Annotated in this window: 12 protein-coding genes; 8 read left to right on the forward strand and 4 right to left on the reverse strand. The window is 67.4% G+C overall.

The genetic code is table 11. The features are described from left to right. The first annotated feature begins 44 nt into the window (after positions 1 to 44). From FOE78_RS00345 to ppgK, 3 genes are all read left to right on the forward strand, one after another. Positions 45 to 542: a PH domain-containing protein gene (locus FOE78_RS00345; RefSeq protein ID WP_228265977.1), complete on the forward strand. Its 498-nt coding sequence runs from the start codon at positions 45 to 47 to the stop codon at positions 540 to 542. After that, positions 539 to 2908 carry a PH domain-containing protein gene (locus FOE78_RS00350; protein ID WP_143984557.1) on the forward strand — a complete coding sequence of 790 codons (2370 nt, stop codon included), beginning with the start codon at positions 539 to 541 and terminating at the stop codon, positions 2906 to 2908. The genes FOE78_RS00345 and FOE78_RS00350 overlap by 4 nt, the downstream gene beginning before the upstream one ends. Positions 2909 to 3269: 361 nt before the next feature. Next, a complete protein-coding gene (gene ppgK / locus FOE78_RS00355; RefSeq protein WP_143984558.1) occupies positions 3270 to 4091 on the forward strand; it encodes a polyphosphate--glucose phosphotransferase in 822 nt (273 codons plus the stop codon). Positions 4092 to 4152: 61 nt separating this feature from the next. Here the strand turns inward: ppgK and argS are convergent, their stop codons facing one another. Then, positions 4153 to 5790 carry an arginine--tRNA ligase gene (gene argS / locus FOE78_RS00360; RefSeq protein WP_143984559.1) on the reverse strand — a complete coding sequence of 546 codons (1638 nt, stop codon included), beginning with the start codon at positions 5788 to 5790 and terminating at the stop codon, positions 4153 to 4155. A gap of 366 nt (positions 5791 to 6156) precedes the next feature. Here argS and FOE78_RS00365 point away from each other — a divergent pair, with 366 nt between their 5' ends. After that, a complete protein-coding gene (locus FOE78_RS00365) occupies positions 6157 to 6981 on the forward strand; it encodes an aldo/keto reductase (protein ID WP_143984560.1) in 825 nt (274 codons plus the stop codon). Positions 6982 to 6997: 16 nt separating this feature from the next. Here FOE78_RS00365 and FOE78_RS00370 read toward each other — a convergent pair whose 3' ends face one another. Next, on the reverse strand, positions 6998 to 8314 hold the full coding sequence (locus FOE78_RS00370) for an RNA polymerase sigma factor (RefSeq protein WP_143984561.1): 1317 nt from the start codon (positions 8312 to 8314) through the stop codon (positions 6998 to 7000). Between the two features lie 80 nt (positions 8315 to 8394). Between FOE78_RS00370 and FOE78_RS00375 the strand changes: the two genes are divergently transcribed. Continuing rightward, positions 8395 to 8883 (forward strand): GNAT family N-acetyltransferase, encoded by a 489-nt coding sequence (locus FOE78_RS00375; protein ID WP_143984562.1) that lies wholly within the window; start codon positions 8395 to 8397, stop codon positions 8881 to 8883. A 45-nt stretch (positions 8884 to 8928) separates the two neighbouring features. Here the strand turns inward: FOE78_RS00375 and FOE78_RS00380 are convergent, their stop codons facing one another. Further along, the gene (locus FOE78_RS00380) at positions 8929 to 10059 is read right to left on the reverse strand and encodes a uroporphyrinogen-III synthase (protein WP_210414737.1); all 1131 of its coding nucleotides are present in this window, start codon (positions 10057 to 10059) and stop codon (positions 8929 to 8931) included. Further along, positions 10047 to 12719, reverse strand: coding sequence for a nitrite reductase large subunit NirB (nirB, locus tag FOE78_RS00385; RefSeq protein WP_228265978.1), 2673 nt, complete (start codon positions 12717 to 12719; stop codon positions 10047 to 10049). The genes FOE78_RS00380 and nirB overlap by 13 nt, the downstream gene beginning before the upstream one ends. Before the next feature lie 257 nt (positions 12720 to 12976). On the opposite strand from nirB, the gene FOE78_RS00390 reads away from it, so the two are divergent. From FOE78_RS00390 to FOE78_RS00400, 3 genes are all read left to right on the forward strand, one after another. Beyond that, complete coding sequence (locus FOE78_RS00390; protein WP_143984563.1) at positions 12977 to 14383, forward strand: MFS transporter; 1407 nt, start codon at positions 12977 to 12979, stop codon at positions 14381 to 14383. An 83-nt stretch (positions 14384 to 14466) separates the two neighbouring features. After that, on the forward strand, positions 14467 to 16542 hold the full coding sequence (locus FOE78_RS00395; protein ID WP_143984564.1) for a molybdopterin oxidoreductase family protein: 2076 nt from the start codon (positions 14467 to 14469) through the stop codon (positions 16540 to 16542). After that, positions 16542 to 18122, forward strand: a complete 1581-nt coding sequence (locus FOE78_RS00400) for an FAD-dependent oxidoreductase (RefSeq protein ID WP_143984565.1) — start codon at positions 16542 to 16544, stop codon at positions 18120 to 18122. Before FOE78_RS00395 ends, FOE78_RS00400 begins: the two co-directional genes overlap by 1 nt. Positions 18123 to 18148 lie beyond the last annotated feature (26 nt).

Here is an 18148-nt window from a genome sequence, read left to right on the forward strand (position 1 = left end):
TGCTGGGACCGGTGCGGGAAGAGGGACCACCGTAAGCTCTGGGCATGCCGATGGAAGCCCTGTTCGCCCCGCCCGACGAGGACTGGCAGCCGATCTCCCCGAAGTACCGGACGATGCGGCGGCTGAATTCGGTCCTCTGGATCGGGGTGATCTTCACCGCCGGCGCGCTGTACGCCGGGCTCGGCTTCGGACTGTGGTGGCTGGCCGCGGTGATCTGGGCGGTCGCTTTGGCGATCGGCATCCCGCGCTGGATCGTCATCGGCCGCAACTGGCGCTCGTGGGGCTATCTCGAACGCGACGACGACCTTTACATCACCCACGGCGTACTGTTCCGCGAGCTCACCGCGGTCCCGTACGGACGGATGCAGGCCGTCGAGGTCCGCACCACTCCGCTGCAGCGGGCGTTCGGTCTGGCCACCGTGCAACTGGTCACTGCCAGCGCCGCCACCGACGCGGTCATTCCCGGGCTGCTGCCGGATGAGGCCGCTCGGCTGCGGGATCGGCTGACCCAGGTCGGCGAGGCCCAGGCATCCGGCCTATGAGCGAGCAGCCTGGCACGACGCCGACTTCGCGGGAGGCCGACGTGACGCCGACTTCACGCGAAGCTGACACGACCCCGACGCCGCCTCCGCCCAAGGAGACCGAGCGTCCGCATCCGCTCACTCCGCTGATCCGCGGCTGGGCCGTCCTGGTGGTGATCATCTTCCTGGCCGGCCGCGAGGCGGTCCCGGACGAGCACGGCAAGTCGAATCTGCAACAGGTCCTGTCGCTGGGCATCGGCTGGCTGCTGCTCGGCGTGCTGGTGATCGTGCTGTTCGCCGGCGCGGCCGGCTTCGTCTCCTGGTACTTCACCCGGTACGTGATCGACGACGAGGAGCTCCGGGTGGAGACCGGGGCGCTGGCCAAGCGCTCCCGCCGGATCGCCTTCCAGCGGATCCAGTCCGTCGACATCATCCAGCCGCTGGCCGCGCGGATCTTCGGCCTGGTCGAGCTGCGGATCGAGGCCGGCGCCGGCGACAGCCGGACCGTGCTGCGTTATCTGACCCGCAGTCAGGCAACCCAGCTGCGGGACTATCTGCTGGCTCGAGCCCATGGTGATCAAGTCACTCTGGCCGGCTCGGCCGCGCTGCCCCAGGCCAGCGCCTTCACCGATCTCAGCGCCGCCGAACGCACCCTGGTCACGCTGAGTCCCGGGTTGTTGATCATGGGCCTGGTGCTGTCCACCGAGTTCGCCGTGTCGGTCGGGATCCTGGTGGTGATGGTGATCATCAGTACGGTGGCGGGCGCGCCCCTGGTCGGCCTGTTCGGCCTGCTGCCGCTGGCACTGACCGTGGTCGGTCTGGTGAGCCGGCGGGTGACGGCACAGTTCAACTACACCCTGGCCGAGTCGGGTCGGGGCCTGCGGATCACCCGTGGGCTGACCAACCTGAGCAGTCAATCGCTGCCGCTGAACCGGATCCAGGGCGTACGGATCACCGAACCGCTGCTGTGGCGTCGCTTCGGCTGGGCCCGGGTCGACGTCGACGTGCTCGGCTACGGCAGTCACGACCACGAGGACAACAGCACCGACGTCAGCAGCATCCTGCTGCCGATCGCCCGGCTGGATCAGGTCCGTACGGCGTTGTCCCGGGTGCTGCCGGGCGCCGAGTTGGACGGCATCGACCTGCGGCCGTCGCCGAAGCGGGCTCGGGCGATCCGCTGGTTCGACGGCTGGACGTTGCGCTACGGCTGGAATGCCGCGGTGATCACGGCCCGGCGTGGATTCCTGGACCGGGTGACCGACGTGGTACCGCACGCCAAGACGCAGTCGGTGCAGATCAGCCGCGGACCACTGCAGCGTCGGCTGCGGCTGGCCAGCGTGCATGTCCACACGCCCAAGGGTCCGGTCGATCTGATCGCCCGGCACCTGGATCCGGCGGTGGCGCGGGAGTTGGCGATGACGCAACTGGACCGGGCCCGGACCGCACGCCGTACCTCGCTGACCGGCACCGGCGAAGCGGCGGACGAACCGGTGCTGGAACGCTTCGGTATCCCCGGGGTGACACCGCTCGGCTCCGGCGGTGAGTCGGTGGTCTACCCGCTCGGTGATGATCATGTGCTGCGGATCTATCGCTCCGGTCACGAATCCGCCCAGCGGATGATCGAACAGCTCCGCCCGGCCTACCGGTCGTTCGCAGGAGTTGATCTTGGTTTTCGTACGCCGGAGATCATCGAGTCCGGCGAGATCGGCGGCCGGACCTACACGGTGGATCGGCGGATCGCCGGCACGTCGCTGTCGGCCTGGTTGCCGACTGCGACCGGCGACGTACGCCGCCAGGTCCTTGATCAATATCTGCAAGCAGCGGCCAGCATGAGCCAGCTGCCCTTGCCCAGCAGGCAATTCGCTCGGTTGTTCGGGCACGACCCGCGAATCTTCGACTCGCTCGGCGATCTGCTCGAAGATCAACTTCGGACGGCCGAGCAGCGGGTCCGAGACAATCTTGATCGTGATCTTCCGGCCGGCTCGGTGCAGCGAGTGATCGCCGAGGTCCGGCAGCGGGTGTGCGAGCCGGCCCTGGTGCACGGCGATTTCTATCCCGGCAACGTGATGGTCGGCGCGACCCGGCGACCGGATCCGGGTGGCGACGCGGTGCAGACCGTGATCACCGGAGTCGCCGACTTCAGCCCGCATACGCTGGCCGCCGACCCGGTGATGGATCTGGCCGGAGCGATCACGCTGATGGGGATGGAGCAGTATCCGGACGTGCTGGATGATCAACGCTTCCTGCACGAACTCGCGATCAACCGCTACGGCCCGTACGTGCTTGATCTCGAGCACTGGCTGGACGTGTATCGGCGTTACTACGCGATCTACTACGCCGACGATCCGATGGTCTACCCGTACTCGATCGAACACCTGCAGGGCTGACAGCATCGAGGATCTGCAGCCCTGACAACTCTTCGGGGCTGCCCGGAGAAATTCCTTGCGATTGATCGGAACCGGTCAGGGGATCGCGCCGTCCCAGACCCCGACTTGCCGCTCAGCGGCCCTGATCTATCGGCGAGTCGAATGCCAGGAGGTTCAGGTCCTCCCAGAGCGCGTATGGGTGCGCAGCCTCCTGGAATTCGACCCGTCGGGCCGGGGCTCAGCTCGAACATCGGGATTTCAGGAGGTTCGGGTCCCAACAACCCTCGTATGGGTGCACAGGCTCCTGAAATCCGATCCGGGGCCGGGGCGCGGCTGAGGACGGTGCGCCGGCGGGTGACACCGTGCCGATAATCTGCTCCCCATGAGCGAAACCACCGCAGCTTCTGGATCCGACGGCGTCGCGTCACCCACCACGGGTTCGGCCTCGGACCGTCCGGTGCTCGGCATCGACATCGGCGGATCCGGGATCAAAGGCGCGCCGGTCGATCTGCACACCGGCGAATTCGCCGCCGACCGGCTCCGCATCGACACGCCCGCCGACTCCACGCCGGAGAACGTCGCCCGGGTGGTGGCCAAGATCGTTTCCGAGTTCACCGACCAGATCGGCGATGGCCCGATCGGTGTCACCATCCCTGCGGTGGTCAATCACGGCATCACCCGCTCGGCAGCCAACATCGACAAGTCCTGGATCGATCATCCGGCGGAGAAGACCTTCGAGGACGTGCTCGGCCGCAACATCGTGCTGGTCAACGACGCCGACGCCGCCGGTGTCGCCGAGGTTCAGTACGGGGCGGCCAAGGGCAACCTCGGCGTCGTACTGCTGACCACGCTCGGCACCGGCATCGGCAGCGCGCTGATCCACAACGGGATGCTGGTGCCCAACACCGAGTTCGGACACCTGGAGATCGACGGGCATGATGCCGAGTCCCGCGCCTCGGCGAAGTTCAAGGAAGACAAGGGTCTGTCGTACAAGAAGTGGGCCGAGAAGCATCTGCAGCGTTACTACGAGGTGCTCGAGTCGCTGACCTGGCCCGACCTGATCGTGGTCGGCGGCGGAGTCAGCCGGAAGTCGGAGAAATTCCTCCCGCTGCTCAAGCTGAACGCCGAGATCGTCCCGGCCAAGCTGCAGAACTCCGCCGGCATCGTCGGCGCCGCCTGGCTGGCCCACAACTGGAAGGGCTGACTCCTGCCGACTTGTCAGAAGGTAGTGGTGCTATAGCCCATGTACATTCTGACAACTCGGGTCACATGCGGTCGGGGGCTTCGATTCCCAGCAGGTCGAGGCCCTTGGCGAGGACTCGCTGGGTGGCCAGGCAGAGGGCCAGCCGCGAGCCGCGTACCTCACCTTCGGACTTCAGCACCGGGCACTGCTCGTAGAAGGTCGAGTACGCGACCGCGACGTCGTGCAGGTAGCCGCAGAGCCGATGCGGCTGCAGGGTGTCGGCGACCTCGTTGACGATCTCGGCGAACCGCGGCAGCAACAGCGCCAGCTGCTGCTCGGCCGGCTCGTCCAGCACCGTGATCTTGTCCGGTACGGCGATGCCTTCGGCTTCGGCCTTGCGCAGCACCTGATGGGTCCGGGCGTGCGCGTACTGCAGGTACGGGCCGGTGTTGCCGGTGGTCGCCACCATTCGGTCGACGTCGAAGACGTAATCCTTGTTCAGCCCGCTGGAAAGGTCGGCGTACTTGATCGCGGCCAGCGCAACCGCCGGCGCAGCCTTCTCCTCGGCCGCGTCCAGCAAGCTCTTCAGCGTGGCCACCTTGCCGTCACGGGTCTTGAACGGCTTCCCGTCCTTGCCCATCACCATTCCGAACGCGACGTGTTCGGCGCTCACGTTCTCCGGCAGGTAACCGACCTTGCGGCTTACCGCGAACACCTGGTCGAAGTGCGCCGACTGCCGCATGTCGACCACGTAGACGATCCGGTCCGCGTGCAACTCCCGCACCCGACGCCGGATCGCGGCCAGATCGGTGGTCGCGTACCCGTAACCGCCGTCGCTCTTGCGGATGATCATCGGAGCATTGAAGCCCTCGACGAACACACATAGCGCACCGTCGTCGATGACCGCGGTGCCGTTGGCCTCCAACTCCGCGACAACCTTCGGCAGATCGTCGTTGTAGCTGGACTCGCCGGCAAGATCATCATCGGTGAGCCGGATGTTCATCCGTTGATAGGTGGCGTTGAAGCCGGGCAGCGAGATCTTGATCAATTGCTGCCAGATCGTCCGGGTTTCTTCGTCACCGGCCTGCAGCGCGACCACCCGTTTGCGCGCCCGATCCGCGAAATCCTGGTCCTGCTTGAAGTGTGCTGACGCCCGGACATAGAGCTCAGCGGCCGACTCCAGATCGAGGGTGCCGGCATCGATTCCCTCGTCGAGGATCTGCTCGACCAGCTGACCGAACTGGGTTCCCCAGTCGCCGATGTGGTTCTGCGGAATGACGTGGTGTCCGAGCACCGACAGCACCCGGTTGAGGGTGTCGCCGATGATCGTCGAACGCAGATGCCCCACGTGCATCTGCTTGGCGACGTTCGGCGCGGAGTAGTCGATCACAACGGTCTGCGGCTGGTCGGCCTGCTCAAGACCGATCCGCGGATCGGCCAGCTGCTCGCTCGCCGCCGCGGCCAGAGTCTCGGCCTTGAGCCGGAAGTTGATGAAGCCGGGGCCGGCCAGGTCCGGCGGCTCGCAGAGGTCGGCCACGTCGAGGCTGTCGATGATCCGCTGCGCCACCTCACGCGGCGGCTTGCCCTCCTGCTTGGCCAGGCGCAGCGCGACGTTGGACTGGAAGTGGCCGAACTGCGGCTTGGTCGCCGGTCGCAACTCAGGGTCGACTTCCGCGACGGACTGGATGCGGGCGCTGAGGATGGCAGGAAGTGAAGACATGATGGACGCGATTATTTCACCCTCGGCATAGTGCTTTCTCCACCTCCGCCCGGCTCCGGAGCGTTCCCTGCACCATCGGCGTGCCCGCGGAACCCCGGCGCTCCAGCGGATGCACGCCCGACCACCCTTCCCGCGCACCTACGGCGCTGCCGCGGATGCACGAACCTGCGCGGGAGAACCGACGATGCGCGGGAAGGATCGAGGGCCACCGGTCCGGTGAGCGGATCGGGCGGAGGTTGCGCAAGATCGTTGGCTACCGTAGTGCGGAGACGCCGTCCGCGATCGTGGATGGCGCGTCCCGGCCGGCCGCGGCCCCACGTCGTACGCAGTCCGGCAGCAATCCAAACCGTGAGGAGTTCTACCCCTATGGCGCAGGTTCCCACCATCACGTTGAACGACGGCCGTTCGATCCCGCAGTTCGGCATCGGGGTCTGGCAGGTGTCCACCGACGACATCGTCCCCACCGTCAGCAAGGCGCTCGAGGTCGGCTACCGGCACATCGACACCGCCCAGGGCTACCAGAACGAGGAGGGCGTCGGTGAGGCGATCGCCGCCTCCGGCATCGCCCGCGACGAACTCTGGGTGACCACCAAGCTGGCCAACGGCAAGCACGAACGCAGCGACGCCGTCGCCGAGCTCAAGACCAGCCTGGCCAAGCTGCGGCTGGACTACGTCGACCTGTATCTCATCCACTGGCCGACTCCGAACAGCGGTGACTACGTCGAGACCTGGCGCGGCATGCAGGACTGCCTGGAGCAGGGTCTGGCGAAGTCGATCGGCGTCTCCAACTTCCAGCCCGATCATCTGGACAAGATCATCTCCGAGACCGGTACGACGCCGGCGGTGAATCAGATCGAGGTGCACCCGACCTTCGCCAACCAGGCCGCGGTCGACGGCAGCCTCAAGCACGGCGTCCGGGTCGAGGCCTGGAGCCCGCTCGGACTCGGCTCCGATCTGAAGAGCCCGGAGATCGGCGAGATTGCAGCCAGGGTAGGGAAAACTCCGGCCCAGGTGATCTTGCGCTGGCACCTGCAGAAGGGCTACATCGTCTTCCCGAAGTCGGTCACGCCGGCTCGGATCGAGGAGAACTTCCAGGTGTTCGACTTCGAGCTGACCGCGGATGATCTTGCCGCAATCGACGCTCTGGACGAGGGCAACCGGACCGGGCCGAACCCGGACACGTTCGGCTGATCCATCGTCCGAAGAGTCACCCGTGATCGCCGCCGGCCGACACCAGTTCGGCTCGGCGGCGAGCAAGGTAGGCGGTCTCGGCGGTGTTGCCTGCCGACTCGATGGCCGCGTCGTACGCGGCCAGTGACTCCTCGGTCCGGCCCAGCCGACGCAACAGGTCGGCCCGGGTGACGTGGAACGGGTGATAGCCGGACAACTCGCTGGCAAGATCATCAACGGTGGCCAACGCCGACTCGGGGCCGGTCAACTCCGCTACCGCGACCGCCCGATTGAGGGCGATGATCGGCGACGGGTCGAGCCGGACCAATCGGTCGTAGAGCGCGACGACCTGCGACCAGTCGGTGTCCCGGGCCTCCCGTGCCGAGGTGTGGACGGCGTTGATCGCGGCCAGCAACTGGTAGCGTCCCGGCGCAACTGGGGCCGCCAGCCGCTCGCGGACCAGCCGATGCCCCTCGGTGATCAACTCCGCATCCCAGCTGCTGCGGTCCTGCTGACCGAGCGGAACCAGTTCGCCGGCGGCCGAGGTCCGCGCGGTCCGGCGGGCCTCGGTCAGCAACATCAGGGCCAGCAAGCCGCTCACCTCGCCGTCGTCCGGCAGTAGCTCCCGCAGCAGCCGGGTCAGCCGGATCGCTTCGGCGGTCAGCTCACGGCGTACCGGATCGGTGTCCGGGCCGGTCGCCAGATAGCCCTCGTTGAAGATCAGATACAACGCCGCCAGCACCCCGCCGACTCGATCCGGAAGGTCCTCGGCCGACGGGATCCGGTACGGGATGTTGGCGCCCTTGATCTTGGCCTTCGCCCGGGTGATCCGTTGTGCCATCGCGGTCTCGCTGACCAGGAACGCGCGGGCGATCTCGGCCACGGTCAGCCCGCCGAGCATCCGCAGGGTCAACGCGACCCGGGCCTCGATCGCCAGCGCCGGATGGCAGCAGGTGAAGATCAGTCGCAGCCGTTCGTCCTCGATCGCCCCAGCAGACTCGACCGGCTCGGCCGGCACCGCTTCGTAGCGTGACGCCTCACGCTGTTTCCCGTCGCGCTTGCTCTCCCGTCGGATCCGGTCGATCGCCTTGCGATTCGCGGTAGTGGCCAGCCAACCGCCTGGGTTGACGGGCACGCCGTCGACCGGCCAGCGGTGTACGGCCGCCGCGAACGCCTCGGCCGCCGCCTCCTCGGCCAGGTCCAGGTCGCCGAAGCGGCGGGCCAGCGCGGCAACCAGGCGTGCCCATTCGTGCCGATACGCCCGGCTGAGTTCTTCCTGCACATCGTCGGGTCCGGAGTCGCCGAGTTGTCGGCGGTCCGGTGCCGTCGGGTTGAACTCGCTCGATGAGTTCATCTGCCAGACGTTAGCCCAAACCGTTAGCGTGGTCGCCGCAGGTCGCGCGCACGAACAAAGATGATCACGAAGGAGGGCGGATGGAGATTCGTGATGCCGAGGCAGCGGACTGGGAGGCGATCTGGGCGATCTTCCAGCCGATCGTGGCCGCCGGTGAGACGTACGAGTACCCGCGGAGGAGTACATCGGAGCAGGGTCGGCAGTTGTGGATGCTCGAGCCGCCCGGACGGACCGCGGTCGCGGTGGCTGACGACGGCGTCGTCGTCGGCACCTCGCACATGAATCCGAACCGGCTGGGCGCCGGGTCCCATGTGGCCAACGCAAGCTACATGGTCCATCCCGACAAGGCCGGTCGAGGGATCGGCCGGGCCCTGGTGGTCGAGTCGCTGGAGTGGGCGAAGAACAACGGCTATCGGGCGATGCAGTTCAACGCCGTGGTGGACACCAACGCCGGTGCGGTCGGGTTGTACGAGAAGCTCGGTTTCACGATCATCGGCACGGTCCCGGAGGCGTTTCTCTCACCCAGCAAGGGATATGTCGGGCTGCACGTGATGCACCGCTTCCTCTGAACGCGGCCAGGAATCAGACTGGCTCGACGTGAATCCAGCCGCAGCTCAGCCCAGTCGGTAGCCGCGGCGGACCACCGTGGTGATCATCCCGGACACACCGAGTGAGCCGCGCAGCCGGCCGATCGCAACCTCCAGACCATGATCATCACTGACACCCGGCAGAAGTTCTCGGAGCCGCTCCTTGCTCACCACGCCGCCCTCGGCGTTGATCAAGATCTTCAAGATCATCGCACCCGTCGGCGACAGCAGCACACCATGATCAGCCGCGCCCGCGATCACGACCCGGCGGCCGCGCAGCTCGATCGACCCGACCGCGGTGCAGGCGTGCAGGACCCGGGCCTCCAACTGTTCGCACACCGTCCGCACCAGGGCGCCGAGCCGGAAGCGGTCGGGATGGACCGGGTTCAGCCCGACTCGGCGCAGCGGTGCCGCAGTCACGGTGCCGACCGCGATCGGCAGCACGTCACCGGCGAGGGCGGCCAGCAGGCCGGACAACTGGTCGGCGCGTTCGGCGGCCTGCAGCAGCGCCTCCGCCGCGGGGGCGCTGGTGAACGTGACCACGTCGAGTTGCCGTCCGACAATCGCCTCGATCAGCCGGTCCACCTGGCGCGGATCCGGCGGATCGGCCCAGCGGTAGGGGGCCACCGTCAGCAGTCGCGCGCCGGCCTCGGTCAGCCGATCGAGTTGATCTTGGTCGACATAGCCGTGCAACTGCATCGCCACCGTCTGCTGATCGACGCCGCGATCCAGCACGAGGTCGACCAGGCTGGCGGTCGTCTCCTCCGCACCGCTGCCCTGCTCGCTGAGCCCGGCGGCTCGAACCGCGCCGCGGGCCTTCGGTCCCCGGACCAGGATCCGTGCACCGGCCAGGACCTCCAACAGGTGCGGGCCGAGGCCCGCTGCGTCAGCGGCGTCCATCCAGCCGTTGAATCCGTACGAGGTGGTCGCCAGGACGATGTCGGGGCGAGCCTCGATCACCGCGTGGGTGTCGGCGATCAGCCGGTCGTCCTCACCTGCAGGCACGATCCGCAGCGTCGGCGCGTGCAGCACCTCGGCACCACGTCGGACCAACGCCGCGATCAGGTCGTCGGATCGGCGATCTGCGGTGACCCCGATGGTGAAGCCGGCCAGTTGATCACTGCTGTAGCCGATCTGCGCGCTGCTCAGATTCCCCACCCATCACTCGTCGGCCCGTTGCTCGGCGGCCCGCTACTCGCCGGATCCGCGGGTACGCCGACCGGGATCCTCGGTCCGCACGCTAGCACCGCGCGATCGCGTTCGTGTTCCAGCGGCGGCCGCTGCTGACCACGTTCGGTGACCCGGGTGATGGTGGTGTCGGCTCCCTCGGGCGCGTTCACGAAACCGCGGAATCGACGCAGCATCTGAGGATCAGACAGTGTCGCGGCCCACTCGTCGCGATAACCCGCGACGTGCTGCGCCATGGCTTGCTCCAGGTCGGCGCAGATGCCCAGCGAGTCGTCCAAGATCACGTCTCGAAGATGATCAAGTCCACCGTCCAGGTCGGCGATCCACGCTGCGGTCCGTTGCAGTCGATCTGCTGTCCGGACGTAGTACATCACGAACCGGTCGATCACCGTGATCAACATCTCGTCGGTCAGGTCGCCGGCCAGCAGTTCGGCGTGCCGTGGGGTGAAGCCGCCATTTCCGCCCACGTAGAGATTCCAGCCCTTGTCGGTGGCGATCACCCCAACGTCCTTACTGCGCGCCTCGGCACATTCCCGGGCACAGCCGGAGACGCCGAGTTTGATCTTGTGCGGCGACCGCAGCCCGCGGTAACGCAACTCCAGCTCGATCGCCATCCCGACCGAATCCTGCACGCCGTACCGGCACCAGGTGCTGCCCACGCACGACTTCACCGTACGGACCGCCTTGCCGTAGGCGTGCCCGGACTCCATTCCGGCGTCGATCAGGCGTTGCCAGATGCTCGGCAGTTGATCAAGCCGCGCGCCGAACAGGTCGATCCGCTGCCCGCCGGTGATCTTGGTGTAGAGACCGAACTCCTCGGCCACCTCCGCGATCACCTTCAGCTTGGCCGGGGTGATCTCGCCGCCGGGGATCCTGGGCACCACCGAATAGGTGCCGTCCTTCTGCATGTTGGCCAGCGCGCGGTCGTTGGTGTCCTGCAGGGTGCCGCGGCCGTCGGACAACACGTACTCGTTGAACTGACTGGCCAGGATCGAGGCGACCATCGGCCGGCAGATGTCGCAGCCGCGGTTGCTGTCGCCGTCCTGAGCGGCAGCACCGAATCGTTCCACGATCGCCGAGAACGACGTCAACCGCGCGACCCGGATCGACTCGAACAACTCCGATCGCGACATCGCGAAGTGCTCGCAGACGGCCTTCGGGATCTCCACCCCGGCCGCCGCCAGCTCGTTGTTGATCAACTTCTGCACCAGACCCACACACGAGCCGCACTGGCTGCCGGCCCGCGTGCACGCCTTGACTCCCGCCACATCGGTGCAGCCGTCATCCTTGACCGCACAGCGAATGGTGCCGGCGCTGACCGCGTTGCAGGAGCAGACCTGCGCATCGTCGGGAAGGTCGGTCGCGCCGGGTAACTCCGCGCCGGCCGCAGCCAGATAGGAGGCCGGTTCGTTGCCGAGCTCGCGCCCGATCATCGGCCGCAGCGATGAGTACGCTGCTGCGTCGCCGACGAGGATGCCGCCGAGCAAGGTGCGGCCGTCGTCGCTCATCACGAGCTTCTGATAGACGCCGCGGGCCGGGTCGGCGTAGACCACGTCCAGGCAATCCGCGGTCTTGCTCAGCGCATCGCCGAAGACCGCGACGTCGATTCCGGAGAGCTTGAGTTTGGTCGAGTCGTCGACGCCGGGGAAGGTGGCCGGCCCACCCAGCAGCCGGTCCGCCACCACTTCGGCCATCGCGTTGGCGGGCGCGACCAACCCGACGCAGCCGGAGCCGGGCAGCGAGGCGATCTCGCCGATCGCCCAGATCCTCGGATCGGTGGATCGGCAACTTTCGTCGACCAGGACCCCGCCGCGCGGCCCCAGTTCCAGACCCGCATCGCGTCCGAGTTCGTCCCGTGGCCGGACGCCGACCGCGAAGATCACCATGTCGGCGTCGACCTCACGGCCGTCGGTCAACCGGACCGACAGACCATGATCAACAGCGTTGATCTGCTCCGGCCCGACGCCGCCCAGCACGCTGACGCCAAGATCGTTGATCAACCGGCCGAGTGCCTGACCGGCACCTTGATCAAGTTGGGTCGGCATCAGCCAAGGAGCCAGCTGCACCACCCGGACGTCCATCCCCTGGGCGACCAGACCGCCGGCCGCCTCGAGTCCGAGCAAGCCGCCACCCACGATCAGCGCCTTCGGACTCTCCTTGCCGGCAAGGGATTCCAGGTGGCTCTTCATCCGATCGACGTCGGCGATCGTGCGATAGATGTGCACTCCTGGCAGGTCGGCACCAGGAACCGGCGGCACCCACGCATAAGAACCGGTTGCCAGCACCAGCTGGTCGTAGCCGATCTCCGCCCCGCCATCGGTTGTCACGGTGCGATGGTCGCGATCGATCGCGACCACCCGCTCGCCCGACCGCAGTCGTACGCCGGGTCGGCTCCACAGGTCGACGTCTCCCAGCTGCAGATCGGCCTCCGGATCCCAACGCTGTGCCAGATTGACCCGATCGTACGGAGCATGCGGCTCCTCGCCGATCACCGTCAGTGTCCGCTCCCCCAACCCGCGGCTGACCAGCGCGTCGGTCAGCCGGTACGCCGCCGGTCCCGCCCCGACGACGACGATTCGGTCGGGCCGCGCAGTGGGCGAACCGTTCACGGGTCCAGGTTCAGTGTCCACGAGTTCCTCCGCGTCGGTGATCAGGGACGAGCTGAACCAGACCCTAGGAAGATCGGATTTCCTCACCGCTTCATCGCTGTAACGACGTTGTTTCAGCGACCTCACCGTGTGCGCCCGGGCCGGTGTGAACGCCGGAACCCGTCGGTAACCGAGGCCGACAGTGGTCGAAACAAGCCACCCATAGCGTCAACGCCGCAAGGGCAGCCGTCATTGTCGCCAGCTCCCGCCCCACCCGCCCGGAGATCGGAGAGCCGACGATGAGCCTTACCAACAAGGGCCCCGAGCTCGCCACCCGCGCTCAAGCCCCGGATCGGGTGCCGCCGCGCGGTGGCAGCTGGATCGACGACTGGCGCCCCGAAGACGAGACCTTCTGGCAGCAGACCGGACGCGCGGTGGCCCGGCGCAATCTGGGCTGGTCGATCTTCACCGAGTTCCTCGGCTTCGTGGTGTGGCAGCTGTGGAGCATCGTCGTGGTGATGTTGCCGAAAGACGGCTTCACCCTGACCACCAGCCAGGCGTTCTGGCTCATCTCGCTGCCGAGTCTGGTCGGCGCCACGATGCGGTTCCCGTACACGTTCATGGTGGGGCGCTTCGGCGGCCGGAACTGGACCATCATCTCGGCGTTGTTGCTGCTGATCCCGACCACCGGCTTGGCCGTCGTGGTCAGCAATCCGCAGACGCCGTTCCCGGTGCTGCTGGTGGTTGCCGGACTTGCCGGACTCGGTGGCGGCAACTTCGCCAGTTCGATGGCCAACATCACCTTCTTCTTCCCAGCAAGGGAAAAGGGCTGGGCGCTCGGTCTCAACGCGGCCGGCGGAAATCTCGGCGCCTCGGTTGCTCAGCTGGTCGTCCCGATCGCGGTGACGATCACCGCCGGCGCAGGTCTCAACCTGCCCATCGCCGGGCTGCTGTGGATGCCGTTGATCTTGCTCGCCGCCTTCGGCGCCTGGCGGTTCATGAACAATCTGACCGGCGCTCGGAGCGACTTCGCCGGTTCGCTGGCGGCGATCAAGGAGCCGCACCTTTGGCTGATGGCGCTGCTCTACGTCGGCACCTTCGGCTCGTTCATCGGCTTCGCCGGCGTCTTTCCGAAGTTGATCAATGACACCTTCGCCGAGTACTCGACGTTTCAGGTCGGGTCGGCGGCGCTGTCACTGGCATTCCTCGGCGCCCTGGTCGGCTCACTGGCCAGACCGTACGGAGGCCGGCTGGCAGACCGCTTCGGCGGCGCCCGGATCGCCGCAGTCGCCTTTGCCGCGATGGCGGTCGGTTCGTGCACCGTGGTGGCAACCCTGCCGCTGAAGAGCTTCGCGCTGTTCCTGGCCTGCTTCCTGTTCATGTTCGTCGCGACCGGGATCGGCAACGGGGCCACGTACCGGATGATTCCGGCGATCTTCGCCGCGCGCGCAGTCCGCACCGACGCGCCGGGCAGCGGCGGCGCGATCAGTCATCAGCGCAAGGCGTCTGCGGCGCTGGGGCTGGTCGCCGCCGTCGGCGCGTACGGCGGCTTCATCATCCCGCAGATCCTCAGTGCGTCGAAGCAGTCCACCGGTGGCTACGCGAGCGCGTTCCTGTGCTTCGCCGGGGCCTACCTGGTGATGTTGATCATCACCGTCGCGGTGTACGTCCGCGGCCGCGCCGGACTCGGCGGAGCGAGGATCTAGTGATCAACAGCGCCGTTCCGGGTCGGACCGACCTTCCGGACTCCGTCGACACCCACTGTCCGTATTGCGCGTTGCAGTGCGCCATGACGTTGACCCGTGGGTCCGACGACGCCGTCACCGTGACCGGGCGCGACTTTCCCACCAACCGCGGCGGCCTGTGCCGCAAGGGGTGGACCGCGGCCGAGCTCATCCGGCATCCGGATCGGCTGACCCGGCCGATGCTGCGTGATCGTCACGGCGACCTCCGGCCGATCGGCTGGGACCGCGCGTACGACGTCATCGTCGAGCAGATCCGTCGGACTCAACGCGATCACGGCCATGACGCGGTCGCGGTCTTCGGCGGTGGCGGCCTGACCAACGAAAAGGCTTACCTGCTGGGGAAATTCGCCCGGGTCGCTCTGGGCACGGCGATGATCGACTACAACGGGCGCTTCTGCATGTCGTCGGCTGCGGCGGCCGCCAACCGCGCGTTCGGCATCGACCGTGGGCTGCCGTTCCCGGTCGCTGATCTTGATCGCGCGAACACGATCATGCTGCTCGGCTCCAACGTGGCCGACACGATGCCGCCGTTCGTTCAGCATCTGGCCGGCGCCGTTGCGGCCGGCGGTCTGATCGTGGTCGATCCCCGGGTGTCGGCGACAGCGCGGCTGACCGCGGGCGGCTCCGGACTGCATCTCCAGCCGGCGCCGGGCACCGACCTGGAGTTGCTGCTCGGCATCACCCAGGTGCTGTTCGCGGAGAAGTTGATCAAGAACGACTATCTGGCCAGGCGTGCGGTCGGGGTCGGCACGATCCGGCGCAGCGTTGCCGCACTCTGGCCCGAGCGGGTCCAGTCGATCACCGGTGTCCCGGCCGACACCATCCGAGAGGTTGCCCGACGGCTGGCCTGGGCTGCGGATCACGGCGGCTGCTACCTGCTCACCGGTCGGGGTGTGGAGCAGCACGTGAACGGCACCGACACCGCGACCGCGGCCATCAACCTGGCCTTGTTGCTCGGACTCCCCGGCTCGCCCGACTCCGGCTACGGCACGCTGACCGGACAGGGCAACGGCCAGGGCGGCCGCGAGCACGGCCAGAAGTCGGATCAACTGCCCGGCTACCGCAAGATCACCGACCCGGCCGCGCGTGATCACGTTGCTCGAGTCTGGGGTGTCGACGTCGATCAACTTCCCGGACCGGGACTGCCGGCGGTGCAGTTGCTGGAGCGACTCGGCCGGCCGGACGGAGTCCGGATGCTGATGGTGCACGGTTCCAATCTGCTGGTGTCCGCACCCGATGCCACCCGGTTGCAGCGCCGCCTTGCTGATCTTGACTTCCTGGTGGTCAGCGACTTCGTCCTCTCCGAGACCGCTCTGCGGGCCGACCTGGTGCTGCCGGTGCTGCAGTGGGCCGAGGAGGACGGCACCATGACCAACCTGGAGGGCCGGGTGATCAGACGCCGCGCGGTGATCGAACCACCCGGCCAGGCCAAGAGCGAGTTGGAGATTCTGCAGGAGCTGGCCCGGCGGCTCGGTGCCTCCTCGGCGTTCCCGGCCAGTGCGCGCGAGGTGTTCGAAGAGCTCCGACTGGCCAGCGCCGGTGGCATCGCGGACTACTCGGGGATCGACTACGACCTGCTTGACCGAGACGCAGCGGCTCACTGGCCGTACCGCTCGGAGAGCACGCCGCGTCTGTTCACCGACTCCTTCGGCACGGCCGACGGCAAGGCGGTGCTGGTGCCGGTCCGCCCCAGTCGGCCGGTCGACGCGCCACCGTCGGGCCGGCAGCTGACGCTGATCACCGGCCGGCTGCTGGAGCATTATCAGTCCGGCGTCCAGACCCGACGGATTCCGGAACTTGACCATGCTGTTCCCCGAGCCAGGTTGCAGATCCACCCGGCCGCCGCTGCCCGGCTGGGAATCGACGACGGCGACGAAGTGCTGGTCCGCAGCGACCGAGGTGCCGCGGTCTGCTGGGCCGAGCTGACCACCTTGATCCGGCAGGACTCGGTGTTTCTCGCTTTTCACTTCGCCGAGGACGCGTCCGCCAACCGGCTGACCGCCGCGGTCGCCGATCCGATTTCCGGGATGCCGGAGTTCAAGACAAGCAACGTCACGGTCGAGCGCGTCACCTCCGGACAGTCTGGCGGGGCGCAGTTCGACGGCGAGGAGGTCGCGTGATGTTGCTCCAGCACGCACGGCGCGCGCGCCGACTGGTGATCATCGGCTTCGGTCCGGTTGCGTCCCGACTGATCGATGAGTTGCTGCCGGCAGTACGTGATCACCGTCTGCAACTGCTGGTGATCGGTGCGGAGTCGCAGCCGGCCTACAACCGGATCATGATCGGCGAACTGGCACTGGGGAGCATCGATCAAGAGCTGATGATCATGTCGGACCTGCAGGAACTGGAGGCCGACGGCGTCCGGTTTCGGCTGGGGGTGCCGGTGACCGAGATCGATCGGGACCGTCGGTTCGTGACCCTGGCCGACGGTGATCAGTACGCCTACGACGAGTTGATCTTCGCCACCGGTGCCGCGGCCCGGGTGCCCCGACTCGCCGGGTTGCCGGAGTGCCCGCCCGGGCAGGATCCGATGCTGCCGGCCGGTGTCACGGTGTTGCGTGATCTTGGCGATGCGGAACGATTGGCGACGATGTCGCAGCGGGGGCGCGAACTGGTTGTTCTCGGCGGTGGGGTGCTGGGCATGGAGCTGGCACTGACCGCAGCCGAAGCCGGTGCCGTTGTCACCCTCGTACACGCCGGCCGGGTGCCGATGGAACGCAACCTCGACCCGACTGCGGCCGCGATCGTGGCTCGACACCTGCGTCGCCGGCGGATCCGCATTGTCGCCGATGCTCGGGCTGCCGCGGTGCGGCTGCACGAGGGCCGGTTCGCCGGTCTCGGGCTCGCCGACGGCAGTCAGATCTCCGGTGACGGGCTGGTGGTCTGCTGTGGCGCTGCACCGCGCACCGGCTTGGCGGCGCGTTCCGGACTACTCGTCGACGTGGGCATCGTGGTTGATCATCAGCTGCGTACGGTCGACGACGCCACGATCTCGGCAATCGGCGACTGTGCTCAGATGCGTTGTGCAGAAGACGATTGCGAGCGGTGCGTCGCGATCAGTGCACCGAGCGGACTGATCGGTCCCGGCTTTGCTCAGGCCGAATGGCTGGCCGCTCGGCTGCTGGCCGACCGCCACCAGCGCCAGCCGGTTGAGTCGCCGGCAGTTCGGTCGCCGGCGTCGGGCGACGACGCACCGTGCGACGGCGCACCGGTGATGATCTTGAAGACGCCGGGGCTTTCGGTGGTGTCGGCAGGCTCGGTGGATCTCGATCCGCTGGATTGTCTGGTCGGCGAAGATGATCGCCGGGTTGCGCAATGGAGCGATCCGGAGCTCGGCCGGTACGCGAAGATGATCACTCGCGGCGGGACGTTGGAGGGGCTGATCTGCATCGGATTGCCGCGCACCGCGGCCGAGCTGACGCTGTTGTACGAACGCGGCAGCGAACTGCCCAGCGACCGATCGAGCCTGCTGCGGCATGACGGGCCCGATCACGCAAGCGGCACCGATCCGCTCGGTCCCGATGCCACCGTCTGTCGCTGCAACGGTGTCTCGGCCGGTGCGATCAACGCCGCCATCGACGACGGCCATCGCGATGTCACCGCGATCGGTCGCGCTACTCGAGCCGGCACCGGTTGCGGGACCTGCAAGGACCGCATCTGCGAGCTGCTGCGAACTCGGACGGAGGTGGTCGTCGCCTGATCCCAACCGTGCACGTGATGCCTGAT

The sequence above is a fragment of the Microlunatus elymi genome (assembly GCF_007362775.1).
Classification (GTDB): domain Bacteria; phylum Actinomycetota; class Actinomycetes; order Propionibacteriales; family Propionibacteriaceae; genus Microlunatus; species Microlunatus elymi.